Origin of the sequence: Flavobacterium chungangense LMG 26729, assembly GCF_000735715.2 — a bacterium.
Taxonomy (GTDB): domain Bacteria; phylum Bacteroidota; class Bacteroidia; order Flavobacteriales; family Flavobacteriaceae; genus Flavobacterium; species Flavobacterium chungangense.
Genome location: NZ_JASY01000001.1, coordinates 636,456 through 650,071, shown reverse-complemented (window position 1 = coordinate 650,071; position 13,616 = coordinate 636,456). Strand labels below are relative to the sequence as shown.

The window sequence follows — 13,616 nt, the reverse complement described above, 5'->3', positions numbered from 1 at the left end:
TTTCAGGACTGCCTGGCACCAGACTTTTTTCTGATGTCAATTTTAAGCTGCTCCTCGGCTACATCAATTAGCGTGTTGAGTGCCTTAATTTTCAGTTCTGCTTCTTCTAATGCTTTTTGTAGAGCTTCAGCTTGTGCAGTGATGAATGGTTTGGTTTTTTTAGCCATTACTGGTTCGGTTATAATACAAAGTTCGACTTTTTCCACTTTGTATTGCGCCAGCCAGTTCCGGATTATTTTTTCATTTTTTACACCATAGGCAGTTTGCGCCTCTTTTATACTCATCCGGCCTTGCTCTATGGCTGTTACAACAGTACGCTTTTGCAGGTTAGTATAGCTTTTTCGTTTAACGTTTTGCTGATAGTCCCTAGAGCCATATTTACGCATCCAATTATAAAGGCAACTTTTGCCTAATTCGTAAATACGGTTGGCTTCCTTGCGTGGAAGACCCGCTTCCACTTCCTTTACAACTCTTAAAATCAATCTTTTGTCATAATGACTTTGTTTACGATCCCGGGGAGCATAAACTTCCTGTTCCTTGTGTTCCATACACTCGTGAATTGTGTATAGCTATTTCAGGACAAGACAGGTGAATGTGCTGTTTGAGTTCAGGATCGTTTTCCAGCGCTATTGCACTTTCTAAATCAAAATCTAAGTTTTCAATTCTCTGTTGAAACTTTTGGTAATAGTCTGCTCCGACCACTGTTATCACAATAAAGAGCAGTTCCTGCACAAATTGGGAACAGGTAATCGAATTTAAAATATACCTGAGACTGTCAAACTGCTTATCAGCCGGATTTGGATTTTCTTTTAGATCGTAACAAAAATGCATCAGCAGTTGCAGGCACGACAGCAGTCCTGCTGTCCTGACGTCCTGTATCTTAGTATCAGTTATTTCAAGGTCACCTGAAAGTAATTCTTCCAGATCGTATTCCTGCAAAAGATCAGGATATCTGTCCAGTAATACGTGAAGTTTTGGATTTTTCAACTTTTCGATCAGTTCTGAAATCCCATCTTCCAGATTCTCTTTTGGATTCTGCATTAGTATATGCAGTGCTGTCTTTGCCTCAGCTGTTGATTTTACAAGCTTTTTGTATTCCTTTGTTTCCATAACTGCTAATGATTAATTTTTTCAGATTCCTTTTCAGCTTCCCTTAACCTGTCGATTTCATTTTGTATCAAAATATCCGCCTGCTTTCTAAATTTGCCACACCTTTCTTCCAGTAACTGATAATACAGGTAATTCACATCGTTACACTTGCTGAAACGTAAGGTGCACGGCTGTTGCTTAAGAAAATTAAACATGGACTTATCTTCCTGAGTCTCCCGGGGAAAGAAATCTGCCGTAATAGTGGTAAAATATTCGCAGAGCGTAAACAGATACCCTAATGCAAAATGATTTGGGGTGTAGCCCATAAAAACACGAATTAATGACAGACAGATCTGCTCGACTATTTGATGAAGAGCCGCCATTTTTACTTCATCCGAACTCGAAGGATCATCATCATTGTACACCCAGTTCCAGAGTGTAGCCATAATATACTTCCTGTGTGCAATATAATTTGATGTCGCTTTTACATTTCTTTTTGGGGTTTCACTGTTATTTAAATACGGAGGCTTATTACCATCCTGAAATAACAGTTCTGCGTGCTGCATGATCTGCCAAAAGAAAAACTGCTGGTCCTGGCACGGGTTTTTAAGACATTTTACATGGTGTATCAAAACAGTAACGGTCAAAGAACCCTGGGTTTTTGTTTTGATCTTATCGTTTATATCGCCTGCAGCGTTTTCTATGGTTTCATAAACAAAAACTAAGAGGTATAAATGAACATGCTTTTTTTGCAGTTCCTTTTCGGGATAAAGGATCCTGCTAGAACTACTGGCTGTATCTTGCCTGCCAAAACAATAAATAGCCGCTGTTTTAATGTGGCTTGTAATGAGTTCGATTACTTCTTTTTGCTGTGAAAATTCAATTGGATTCATAATTTTTACTTTTTAGTTGCTACTTGTCCGAATAATTGTATTTTTGTTTAACACAGCCCAAGTAAGCGATCGTGAGTACCGTACCGAACTAATGGAAATTGTATCTTACCAAAGCGGACTTGTATTTTACCGAAACAGCAAAATTTCAGGAATTTTAAATATCTTTGAGCTATGAGCACAGCCACCAAACCAAAACATATTGGAAGAAATATAAGCCGCATCAGAGAGCTTAGAGGAATGAAACAGGAAGCGCTTGCCGCTGCTATAGGTGTGAGCCAGCAGTCTGTTTCTAATATTGAAGGAAGTGAAACTATAGAGGAAACTCTTTTGGAAAAAATCTCTAATGTATTAAATGTATCTTCTGAAGGAATTCGACAATTTAGTGAAGAAACTGTTTTTAATATTATCAATAATACATTTACTGATAGTAGTTCAAATAACAATAATTATTTATGTTCAATTAATCCATTAGATAAAATTCTTGAACTATATGAACGTTTATTACAAGCAGAAAAAGAAAAGGTAGATTATTTAGAAAAATTATTGAAAGGGAAATAATCTTAATAAGATATATTAATTCTAGAAGAGAAACTGTCATAGTTTCTCTTTTTTTATGGAGCTATTTCCTGCTGTCCGCTGTATCTTTTGTGCCGAACCCCGGCACAAAAGGATGTCGCTTCCATCAGGGTTTTCGGTTTCATGAGAAGTTTTTAAAAACTATTTAAACAGCTGTTCTGCCATAAACACTATTCCCTGAACCGTAATAATTGGAATAAATGTGTTGATAAATAGTAACCGTTTTAAGGCTTACTTCTTCATCTGTATAAACTTCTTGAGGAAGCCAAAGTAATTGATTGTAAATTTCACTTTTTACTTGCGCAGTAACTTCTCTTTTTTCTCTCCAGCGATCAATTTTTAATTTTTCTGCTTTTAACTTTTCAAGTGTTTCCTGAGCTACTTTCTTGACTTGTTTAAGATCATTGCCTTGTAATTCTTTACCTTCACGAAGCAAATCAAAAATCGCCAGAGTTTCCTGATTTTCTAACTGCTCTCTAACTGCACGTTGTTCTTCAAAACTTAAATCAATAATAAATTTATTCAGATTATTGAAGGCTGTAACCGTATCTTCTAACGATTTACCTTTATTATATTCCTCAACAATTTCTTTATAACGTTCATAAAAATCCAATCTCATCGGATTTTCTTTCAGCATTTGTTGTAGTTTTTGATCAATAGCTTGCTGTAAATCATAAACCAAAGTATTCTTGTGAGAAGCTTTTGCAAAAGCGGCCTTCAATTTTTCAAAATCAAGCTTACTTAAATCAACATATACTTCATTCTTAGGTTCTTTAACGTCGTCTGATCTTAAATATACGCTTTCATTAACGATACTTTGTAATTGAATCATAATCTCGGTTACATCAGCCGATTTTACATTTTGATTTAATAAATTATAAATAGCATCAATTGCATTGAATTCTTTGATATATGCCTTTGATTGTTCTTCTGGAAATAAAGCTTTATATTTTCTAAAAACACTGCGAGCCATCATTTCAAAACTGGTGCGGGTTGTTTCGTTGAGACAAATACAATCAGCTGCTTTTTTTAACAAGCCAATTTTTTCCATCGGTTTTACAGTAAACAAATCTGAAAGCTTGAAGTTTATGCCTTGCAGATAATCTTTAAGTTCTTTGACTGCCTTTTTTAATTCAATTTCCAAATCGGCAATCTCCTCGACAGCTTTTCCGCCTCTATTACCTGTGTTGCCTTTTCCGCCTTCTCCGTAAACCGAATAAGCCTGCTCTAATTGTTTGTAAACATTGCCATAATCGACAATCAAACCGTTTTCTTTTTCATCATCATACACACGATTGGCTCTCGCAATGGTTTGCATGAGCGTATGTCCTTTAATAGGTTTGTCCAGATAAACTGTAGATACACATTGAGCATCAAAACCAGTAATCCACATGGCACAAACAATGGCTAAACGAAAAGGATTTTCAGCATCTTTAAATTCTTTTTCTAAATTTCGCTCTACCATTTTACGACGATGCTGCTCAATATCCAAATTCAATTTCCGGAATTTATCTACTTCGTTTTGCTCGCTGCTCACTACTACACAAACTTCTGTTTCAGCAACTTTATCATATTTACGCCACAATTCTTGTGCTTCTTGCTGGTCTTGTGCATTTGCAATACGACCTTCTAATTCTTTTAGATACAGTGGCCAGTATTTCATAATCAATTGATGCATGCGTACTGCCGTAGGTTTATCAAGTGCAACATACATCGCTTTTCCCTGATAACCTCTTTCGTTAAAATGCCATACTAGATCTTTTGCAATAGCATCCAATCTGGTTTCTGCAGTAAGAATCGGGTAGTTTTTTTGAAATAAATACGATAATTTTTTCTTTTGATCTTCGCCAAGGTTCTCGTCTTCGAGTACCTCCGCCATTTTTTCATCCAGCTCAGGATTTTCTATTCCTAGTTTTTCTCCTCTGTTAATATACAATAAGGGTAATGTAGCATCATCTTCTATGGCTCGTTTGAAATCATAGATCGATACATATTCTCCAAAAATATTCTTGGTTAATTCTTCTTCATCTTTAATGATTGGAGTTCCTGTAAAACCAAGATAAGAAGCATTTGGCAGGCCAAAGAAACGCATATTTCGAGCGTAAGTTCCTCCTTGTGTACGATGTGCTTCATCCGAAATTACAATGATGTTTTTGCGATCTGTAATTAATGGATATTCGGTTTCTTTTTCAGGATCGATAGAAAATTTATGAATTAAAGTAAAAACATAGCGATGATTTTCAGCTAGTAATTCTCTTAAATGATCTCGCCCCGTTAGTCCTGTTTTTTTTCCTGCAACTATATTTTTATCATTGACAATACCTACACCTGAGAAGGTATCATACAATTGGTTTTCCAATTCTGTTCTATCTACGGCAATTAAAAATGTGTAAGCACCTCCAAATTTACGATGTACTTTTTCACATAAAAACACCATTGAATACGACTTTCCACTTCCTTGTGTGTGCCAATAGACTCCCAGTTTTCCCTGAAGGTCTTCAATATTGCGAACATTTTCTAATACTTTGTTTACACCAATATACTGGTGATTTTTCGCCATCAACTTAACTACATCGCCACTATTATCATCAAATAATAAAAAGTTTTCGAATAAATCCATCAAGCGATGTGGTGCGCAAGTACCGCGTAACATAGTATCTAAACTTACTACTCCTTCTTGTTCTTCTTCAATTCTTTTCCAGTCCAAAAAGAATTTGTACGGACTGGTCACAGTTCCTACTTTGCTATCAACACCGTTACTCAATATGATGAAAGCATTGCTGTGAAAAACTTGTGTAATGGTATCTTTATAATCTTTGATATTATCGTTATAGGAATTACGCAAATCGGTGTGGTGTGCTTTTAATTCAAAGAAAACCAGAGGAATTCCGTTTACAAAACCAATTACGTCAGGACGACGGCTGTACAATTCGCCTATAATTTCTAATTGGCGAACGGCCAAAAAATCGTTGTTAGCATAATTATTATAATCAAAAACTTTAAGTTTCTTTTTTATCAGTTCGCCTTTATCATTGGTATAACTTACCGGAATACCGTTTTTGAGCAGTTCGTATTTCTCTTTATTGGTGCTGGCTAATGTTTTGTCAGCCACTTTTTGAGCCAGAATTTCATACGCTTGTTCATAGACAGAAAGAGGTAAATCACGATTTAGATCTGCTAATGCTTTAATTACAAAACGTTTTAAAATCACTTCCGATTTGTTTTCACGACCTAATAAACCTTGTTCTCCACAGCTTTCTTTTGTCCATGCTGTAACCACTTTCCAACCCAACTCTTCCAATACATCCTGAGTGGCTTGTTCTATGAGGGCGTCTTCTGAATATTCGTAGCTCATATCAATTCTAGTATTTATTAATCATTAAAAATTGTTGCCATCGAAATTAGCTCTTCAATTCTTAATAAAAATTCCTTTTCACTTTGCATAATGTTCGGCATAGTCATATCTATTTTTATAAATATACCATCAACAATAAAAGAATGGGGGTTGTTTTCATTTCCAAAAAGACTTTTAGAATGTGCTTTTACGGTATTTATACTTTCAGAAAAGGGATACAATAATCCCCCAAACAATACATTGGGTTGGTAATATTGGATATAAGAATGTATCTGATAAAAATCACTTCTATCAACATCCTTTTTTATAGATCTCATTTTCTTGAATTTAGCATCAAAAACAATTACTTTATTTGTTTCTTTATGTTTCATTACTAAATCAGGAAACATTTTTCTGCCATAAAATAAATCCGAATAAACATTTAATTCTTCTTGTCCCGTAACAAACCAATCGGTAAAGTGTCTGCTCAAAAGCTTCTCTAGATATACTTCAAATAACTGCGAAATATCAAATAAATAACCATTCGTAGCTAAACTATCATTCTGATTTTGAACTATTAAATTCTGATCTTTTAATATGATTTCAGCATACATCAATACATTTTTAAAAGCTCCAAACATAGGGTTTTGAAGAATACTATGCTTTTTTGCTTTTTCTATAGTAGTATGTTGTGCATAAATACCCGAATAATTTTGTTTTAATAATTGGAATATCCCATGAATCTTTCTATGTATTTCTTTCCCGAAACTCTGCTCCAGTTTTTTACAGGTAAGATATAAAACATCAATTATTTCCTGAATATATATTTGTTCACGAAAAGAAGTAGTTAATTTTCCCTGAAATGGGAAATCATGTTTTATGTAGGCATTAACATCTATTTTCCCTCTCACTTTATGACTACGCTGCATTTGGGTTTGATATACTTTTGGCAGCCCCATGACAGCAGCTTTTTCTAAAGATTGAATAAAAAGGTATGCAATGATATTTTGAAATTCATTCGTTTCCGTTGACTTAGCCACTTTTGACTCCTGATTATCAATATAAATATCATTTACAAAGTTTAGCATTCTTTTTAAAAACACTTCACCATAAGGAGTTGTAATGTTAAATTGGCAACCTTTATGATACAAAACTCCAGCAAATAATCCAGTTTGAACAATGTATTTTCTTTCATTTGGATATTCTTTAGAGTAGAGTTTCAGTATAAGTTGTTTGTCTTCCTCTAGTTTGTTTCGATTATTTTTGAAACCAAATATTTGTAATTGTTCTAATGATTTACTCTCAGTCGTAAATTCATAAGTAGCTGAAAATAAATTATTCTTTATATCTTTTTCAGAGCGCACGCCAAACTTTTCCTTTAACTGATTATCGGTTAAAGGAAATTCTTCATAAAAATTATGATTAGTTGGTATGCTAATGCGCATTATTAATTCTGTTTAAATGGTTTTGAAAATTCACTTAGTGCTTTTTCTAGTTTATTATCCAATTCGCTTTCAGCAAACATTGATCTTAGATATTCTTTCAAAGTTGGACTTAAATGAAGATGGAATAAAACTTCTAGATTTTTTACTGTAATCTCTTTTCTGCTAGATATGGCAGTTATTTTCATGAAAAAAGAATGTCCAAATTCATAAGACTTTCCTAACCCTAAATCTTTATTTATGTATTCATTTAAACTTTTACAAGCTTGAACATAATTGTAGATATTGGTAAAATCTTCACCATTTTTAAACTTTGTAAATTGATCAATTACATCATAATCACAATCCTTTCTAATCCATTTGAATCTTCGACGTAAAGCCAAATCAAAAGCATCAATACTTTTATCAACATCGTTCATCATACCAATAAAGAATACATTAGAAGGTACTCCAAAATAAGCGTTACCTTCAATAAAATGGTAAGCTAATTCAACTTTTTCAGGATCTTCTTTAATCATTTCTTCAATTAGAGTTGCGTATTGTGTTTTAATTAGATTCTCAATACTACCGCTTTGAGCATTGTGACGATAATCTTTTTCTAAACACAATAATGTTTCTCCAAATACGGAAGAAAGATTGGCTCTGTTGATTTCATCAACCACAAAGTAGAATTTCTTGTCTGGATTTGCCTTAGCCTTTTTACAAAAACGCTTAAAAATACCATCAACCAACTCAAATTTTATATTTCCATCTTTAGTAACTCCCTTAGGTTTGATCCCTTCAATAAAATCTTCATAGGTAAAAGAAGGATGAAACTGAACAAACTCATACCTACTTCTATCACCTTGACAAATAAAATCTAAACTATTCTTAACCTGATAGGTTTTTCCAGTACCCGGAGGTCCGTACAATATTACATTTGGTGTATTTTCATCAGCGATACTTTGGGTGTTGGCATATCTCCATAAAAACCAAGAAAGTAAAACAGAATCGACTACATTACTATCTGATATTTCTAAAATCTGATTCGCAATGGTTCGTATTTCATGATTTTTCCCAAGATTTGTTAACTCACCACTATTAATAAATTCATTATGTAAACTATCAATAATATTATTCGAATAGATAAATAAAAAATTATTTGGATTGTCTAAAACGGCCATTTTTCGCAATATTTGTCTAGATGCAAAATCACTATGTTCTACTAATGGAATCTTTTTAGTTGGCTCATCAGTATTTATTATCTCTTTTAAAAGCTTTTTAATGGTTTCATTAAATAATAAAGTTGCCTTATGTTTGTCATTTTTATTTTCCTTTTCTCCATGCTTAAGTTCTTTACGAATAGTATAAGTTTCTCCGTCACTATTTAATTTTATTTCAAAATTATTAGCGTTACCGGGTTTTGATGAACCAAAAAAAGCACTAGTGCTCCTTTCTAGAAAATTACATAAATAACCACCGGGCATTTGTGCTACACCTTGACTTAAACGGTTAGTGTAATCATCAATAGAGAAACTATCGTCTTTTATTTTTGATGTATACTTTTTCCATTCATCTAATAATGCTTCAACATTGTTTCTTATATCAATATTTATTTTGCCATCGTGGAAAGGTTCTCTAAATTTTAACCACATGGTCTTTATTTCCAATTGTCTTTCCGGACTTAACTTTATATTTTCCATAAGTGTTTTTCTTATTGCGATTTTGTACCAATCTCTAATAAAATCGTTAGTAGCATTATTTCCTTGGCATTTTGTTAAAGTTCCCGGTGCTTGTATATAGTTTTTATCATATTTTTTAAGAAGCTTATCCTTCAAGTCTGCCATTTGATCATCATAAATAGCTATAATTTTTATTTTTCTTCTTAGATTAAACCAATCAAAATCATCATTGGTATTTTGCTCTAAATAAGCATTTTCAACAACTTGTACTAATGCAACTGGCGTAATAGTGTCGCGAACCATGACAACATCTCCAATTTGCATTTCAGTTTCAAATATTTCGGGAGCATTATTAGGATTTCCATTTTTATCGTTCCAAGAGTCTCCTAAACCGATTACATGTTTGGTTTTGAGTATTGAAATTAAAGTTTTTACAGATAACCTATTATCAGGATGCAATTGTATGTGCCAATAATTCATATTTATTGTGCTGTTTGTAATGTTCCTAATTCTAACTCCTCCACATCAATCATCTCGCTCATTAACCTTGGCAATAAAATATCTCGCGCTTCTTTGAGAAGACGGTTTTGAATAATTAAATTATCGATTACTTGATAATTTGGCATGAATGTAGTTTCATACAAATCTTGTAATTCCAAGGTTGGTAAATCTATTAAGATTAATTCTCCTAAATCGTGTTTTGAAAGTTCTATTTGATTAGTAGCTCCCTTTCCTAATTTTTCTATTCTACCTTGATTATATTCTATGGTTCTTCCTAGAAAAATTTTTGAAATACTTTCAATTGCTCTAACTATTGTAACATGAGTGTCTACAGTTATTATTTCATTTACCGACAAGATCTGCGCAACTCTTCCTAAGGTACCTGTACCTGTAGAATTAATTAAGATGTCAAATGATTGCAAAATTTTATCTTGATGGATTTTTTTTGAAGTGGAAGTTAATTTACAAAATGTTTTATCAACTTTATTATCACGTATACATTTTTGATTGATTATTGGAAATCCACCTTCCTCAACATATTTAGGACTTATACCGCGGCCTATATAATCTGTAATTTCATCCAACTTAACTTTATCCCACCCATTAGGCAGTCCCGTAACTTCATCAAATTTAGCCGTTTCATAACCTGGAAAACGCATTTTTACAAACCACTCCTCATAAGTAAGTTGAGCTTTTTCTTCTAATAATTTAATGCGTTTTAAATTGTTCTCAATCAAATCATCATAACCTGATAATATTGATGCGATTTTGCGTTGGGTTGGTAGTGGAGGAAGTTCAATTTTATATTCAGGAATTGATTTTTTATTTCCACGAGGCATCTTGGTTCCATTTGAACCTGCCATCATATAATCAAAGAAATCATCTTTAGATAAGTAATAATATATAAATCTTGAATCAGCAATATTCTCTATTGTTCTAAAAACAATAACATCATTTGAGCATCCCCCGTTTGAGTTGGCGTACCATATTTTTTTAAAATATGGTCTTATATTAGAAACCAATATATCATTTGGGCTGTATAAAGTAGATTTTCCAGATGTGGGAACATATACAGAGCTAGTAATACCTCCTTTATCTACCAACATATTATCAGCAGAAATATAATTTTCTGCATTTAATTCTTTTGCTTCTATTTTTTTAGTAAAATATGGTGCAACGTCTTTAAGTATAACTTCCTTCCAATCCTCTCTCATAATTGCACACTTTGAATTTGTTGCATCAATCGATTAGCTTCTTCATTTAAAATTGCCAATTCATTATGAATTTCAACCATACGACCTTGGTAGTCAAAATCCATATCCAGATCAACGACCACACCTACATAACGCCCAGGCGTCAGGCTGTAATCCTGAGTAGCGACTTCTTCAATATCTACAATTTTACATAAACCTTCTACATCTTCGTATTTTCCGGTTGGAAACTTTTCGTTAAACCATTCATTATTGGTACTTAGTTCTGGTTTTTCACCACGAAATAACTGCATAATGGCTGTAAGTCCTTCTAGTTGTTCTTCGCTAAAATCATTGATAGTTGTGCTTACTTTTCGGAAAGTGTTACGCGCATCAATCATCAGGATTTTATTTTTGTTTTCCTTCTTTTTACCTTTGTTGTAAAACCATACATGACAAGGCAAAGAACGGGTGTAGAAAAAGTTATTTCCTACTGACACAATACATTCTACAGCTCCGGTTTCTATTAGTTCTTTTCGTATTCTTTTTTCGGCATTTCCCGCATCTGTAGCTGAGGAAGCCATAACAAATCCTGCACGTCCGGTATTGTTTAGATACGAATAAAAATATTGCATCCATAAATAATTTCCGTTACTTACTGTTCCGTTACCTGTAAGCGGTGCTCCAAAAGGAAGACGTTCGTCTTCGGCTAGGAATTTGTTTTTGGCATCGACTTTATCCACATTAAAAGGAGGATTCGCCATGACAAAGTCGCATTTTTCGGTAAGGTTGTGCGGGTTGGTATAAAAGCTGTTGCTTTCTATAATTTTGCCTTCGATACCGTGAATGGCTAAGTTCATTTTGGCCAGTTTGGCATTATTACTTTTTAGTTCTGTACCATAAACCGTAATGGCTTCGTTGACACTTTTGTTTTCGTGATCCTGAATAAAATGAGCGGTTTGCACAAACATACCTCCCGAGCCACAAGCGGGATCGTGTATGATACCATGATTGGGCTGAATAAAATTGACAATAAGGTTTACTAGTGATGGAGGCGTAAAGAATTCTCCTCCTTCTTGTGCACCAGCACCCTGCATAGAAAATTTCATCAAGAAAAACTCGTAAATACGTCCGAACACATCTCCTTTGGCATATCGTACGGCATCTTTATTAAACACACGAACTAAATCACGCAATAATTTATCGTCAAATTCCTGGTAGCTTTTTGGAAGAATACCAGCTAAATCAGGATATTCGGCTTCAATTAGTTTCATTGCATTGTTGATAGCTTCGGCTATATCTTCACTTTCGGGAAGCGCTGCAAGGTATTCGTATTTGGCTTTTTCAGGCAAAAGAATTGCTCCGGCTCCTGCAAAATCATCTTTGGTGGCTTGGCGTTGCGTACCTGTTCGTGGATTTATGGGTAAAGAATTAGCAATATTTATTTTGGCATCTTCATAGCGATTTTGTGCAAAGCGCAACAATACTAATCCGAGTAATGGATCTTTGTATTCGCCAGCTGTAAGTTTAGAGTTTCCTCTTAGTTCGTCAGCAGCATCCCAGAGTTCTTTTTCTAGATTTTTTATTTGTTGTTGGGTCATGAAATATGGTAAAAACTTGTATTTAGTACGATTTTTATCGAATGGCTAAAGTATCAAATATTTCACTAATAAGATTGTGGTAATCTTTTAAAAGTGAAAAATATGATTTAAAAAATAAATGTAAAATGTAGAATAATTTACAGCAATCTAAAAGGTTATATTCTCAAGATCTCGGCTTAGCCAGATTCCTGTCATACATCACAATAGTTCCTGCCACGGCCACGTTTAAGCTTTTTATAGATTTGAATTTCACTAAATGATGGCATTTTTCCATTGTTTTTAGCGGTAAACCATGATCTTCTGCTCCTAATAAATACACACAACGTCTTGGATGTTCAAAGGTTTCTAAATCGGAAGCCTTTTCACTTAATTCAACACCCACCAATCGGGCTCCTTTGGGTAAGTTTTCGAAAAAAGCTTCAAAAGTATCGTAGTGAAAATACGGAATTGCTTTTACCGCATTATGTGTATCACAGGCTTGTTTCGCATATCGATTGCCTATGGTAAATATAAAAGTAGCGCCTAAGTTTTGAGCCGATCGCCACAACACCCCCAAGTTTTCAGGCGTTTTACCATTGTGGATGCCGATACCAAAGTATTCATTTACAAAGTTGTCATTCATAGCGGCAAAAGTACAAACTGTCAACAGATAAATCAATTTTTGTTTAGGTGAAAAGAAGTTCTTAATGGCATGGCTTGTAATTTTTTTACTAAAATTTATCGTTGCTACTCCCCTGCTCTGCAAAGTTTCCTTTCTTACTGCTGGCAAACGGTTCTGACTTTAAACTAAGTTTTAATTAAAATACGATAAAGCGAACCGCTTTTTTCACGACAACAAAAAAAGGGATATCTAAAACTTCTGTTTTAAGATATCCCTCAATACTATTGCTACTAAATTAAATCACTTTACGACTGTAGCTTCAAATTCGATTTTTAGCGTTTCAAAAAGACTTTTAACTTCCATTAAAGAGGTGGCTTGTTTGATGCCGTGTTTGGCAATCCACTCCTGAAAAAGCGAAAAATGAGGCCAAAACTCCGCTGATGAAGTCGTATAAATGGTGAGTCTGACAATTCCACTAGGTTCGTAACCTGCCTGGGTAACGACCGTTTCCAGATTTTGCAGCGCCAAAATGATTTGAGATTTCATGTCTTCGGTGCTGGATGTTCCGTCAGCGTTGACAGCAGCCTGACCGGAAACATATAAGGTTCCTGCCGGCTGTTTTACTTCGACAGCCTGAACATAACTGCGTTCGTCCTGCCATTTCCACGGATTTGTGATGTGTTTTTCCATTTGCTTTGCGTTTTTATTTTGTGCCGTTACAGACACTA

11 protein-coding genes are annotated in these 13,616 nt (G+C 34.2%); 1 reads left to right on the top strand and 10 read right to left on the bottom strand.

All coding sequences use genetic code 11. The features are described 5' to 3' along the window. Positions 1-2: 2 nt before the first annotated feature. The 3 genes from JE46_RS02440 to JE46_RS02430 are packed head-to-tail and all read right to left on the bottom strand — an operon-like array spanning position 3 to position 1,982. On the bottom strand, positions 3-548 hold the full coding sequence (locus JE46_RS02440; RefSeq protein ID WP_031453671.1) for an IS630 transposase-related protein: 546 nt from the start codon (positions 546-548) through the stop codon (positions 3-5). Then, entirely contained in the window at positions 505-1,110 is a 606-nt protein-coding gene (locus JE46_RS02435) for a hypothetical protein (protein ID WP_031453670.1), read from the bottom strand. The genes JE46_RS02440 and JE46_RS02435 overlap by 44 nt, the downstream gene beginning before the upstream one ends. Positions 1,111-1,115: 5 nt before the next feature. After that, positions 1,116-1,982 carry a hypothetical protein gene (locus tag JE46_RS02430; RefSeq protein ID WP_031453669.1) on the bottom strand — a complete coding sequence of 289 codons (867 nt, stop codon included), beginning with the start codon at positions 1,980-1,982 and terminating at the stop codon, positions 1,116-1,118. Between the two features lie 171 nt (positions 1,983-2,153). On the opposite strand from JE46_RS02430, the gene JE46_RS02425 reads away from it, so the two are divergent. Then, positions 2,154-2,540 carry a helix-turn-helix domain-containing protein gene (locus JE46_RS02425; protein ID WP_031453668.1) on the top strand — a complete coding sequence of 129 codons (387 nt, stop codon included), beginning with the start codon at positions 2,154-2,156 and terminating at the stop codon, positions 2,538-2,540. 163 nt (positions 2,541-2,703) lie between these two features. Here the strand turns inward: JE46_RS02425 and JE46_RS02420 are convergent, their stop codons facing one another. The 7 genes from JE46_RS02420 to JE46_RS02390 form a co-directional block, all read right to left on the bottom strand. Beyond that, on the bottom strand, positions 2,704-5,913 hold the full coding sequence (locus JE46_RS02420; RefSeq protein ID WP_031453667.1) for a type I restriction endonuclease subunit R: 3,210 nt from the start codon (positions 5,911-5,913) through the stop codon (positions 2,704-2,706). 17 nt (positions 5,914-5,930) lie between these two features. Further along, the gene (locus tag JE46_RS02415) at positions 5,931-7,337 is read right to left on the bottom strand and encodes a 5-methylcytosine restriction system specificity protein McrC (protein ID WP_031453666.1); all 1,407 of its coding nucleotides are present in this window, start codon (positions 7,335-7,337) and stop codon (positions 5,931-5,933) included. A gap of 2 nt (positions 7,338-7,339) precedes the next feature. Beyond that, positions 7,340-9,475 (bottom strand): McrB family protein, encoded by a 2,136-nt coding sequence (locus JE46_RS02410; RefSeq protein ID WP_031453665.1) that lies wholly within the window; start codon positions 9,473-9,475, stop codon positions 7,340-7,342. A 2-nt stretch (positions 9,476-9,477) separates the two neighbouring features. Further along, complete coding sequence (locus JE46_RS23805) at positions 9,478-10,710, bottom strand: restriction endonuclease subunit S (protein ID WP_083480837.1); 1,233 nt, start codon at positions 10,708-10,710, stop codon at positions 9,478-9,480. Continuing rightward, positions 10,707-12,287: a type I restriction-modification system subunit M gene (locus JE46_RS02400; protein WP_031453663.1), complete on the bottom strand. Its 1,581-nt coding sequence runs from the start codon at positions 12,285-12,287 to the stop codon at positions 10,707-10,709. The genes JE46_RS23805 and JE46_RS02400 overlap by 4 nt, the downstream gene beginning before the upstream one ends. A 163-nt stretch (positions 12,288-12,450) precedes the next feature. Next, entirely contained in the window at positions 12,451-12,909 is a 459-nt protein-coding gene (locus tag JE46_RS02395) for an RNA methyltransferase (protein WP_031453662.1), read from the bottom strand. 279 nt (positions 12,910-13,188) lie between these two features. Then, positions 13,189-13,578, bottom strand: coding sequence for a RidA family protein (locus JE46_RS02390; RefSeq protein ID WP_031453661.1), 390 nt, complete (start codon positions 13,576-13,578; stop codon positions 13,189-13,191). Positions 13,579-13,616: the final 38 nt, after the last annotated feature.

Bases quoted from the DNA above. Each gene is read 5' to 3' on its own strand.
- JE46_RS02440 (WP_031453671.1), bottom strand. From the start codon at position 548: ATGGAACACAAGGAACAGGAAGTTTATGCTCCCCGGGATCGTAAACAA.
- JE46_RS02435 (WP_031453670.1), bottom strand. From the start codon at position 1,110: ATGGAAACAAAGGAATACAAAAAGCTTGTAAAATCAACAGCTGAGGCA.
- JE46_RS02430 (WP_031453669.1), bottom strand. From the start codon at position 1,982: ATGAATCCAATTGAATTTTCACAGCAAAAAGAAGTAATCGAACTCATT.
- JE46_RS02425 (WP_031453668.1), top strand. From the start codon at position 2,154: ATGAGCACAGCCACCAAACCAAAACATATTGGAAGAAATATAAGCCGC.
- JE46_RS02420 (WP_031453667.1), bottom strand. From the start codon at position 5,913: ATGAGCTACGAATATTCAGAAGACGCCCTCATAGAACAAGCCACTCAG.
- JE46_RS02415 (WP_031453666.1), bottom strand. From the start codon at position 7,337: ATGCGCATTAGCATACCAACTAATCATAATTTTTATGAAGAATTTCCT.
- JE46_RS02410 (WP_031453665.1), bottom strand. From the start codon at position 9,475: ATGAATTATTGGCACATACAATTGCATCCTGATAATAGGTTATCTGTA.
- JE46_RS23805 (WP_083480837.1), bottom strand. From the start codon at position 10,710: ATGAGAGAGGATTGGAAGGAAGTTATACTTAAAGACGTTGCACCATAT.
- JE46_RS02400 (WP_031453663.1), bottom strand. From the start codon at position 12,287: ATGACCCAACAACAAATAAAAAATCTAGAAAAAGAACTCTGGGATGCT.
- JE46_RS02395 (WP_031453662.1), bottom strand. From the start codon at position 12,909: ATGAATGACAACTTTGTAAATGAATACTTTGGTATCGGCATCCACAAT.
- JE46_RS02390 (WP_031453661.1), bottom strand. From the start codon at position 13,578: ATGGAAAAACACATCACAAATCCGTGGAAATGGCAGGACGAACGCAGT.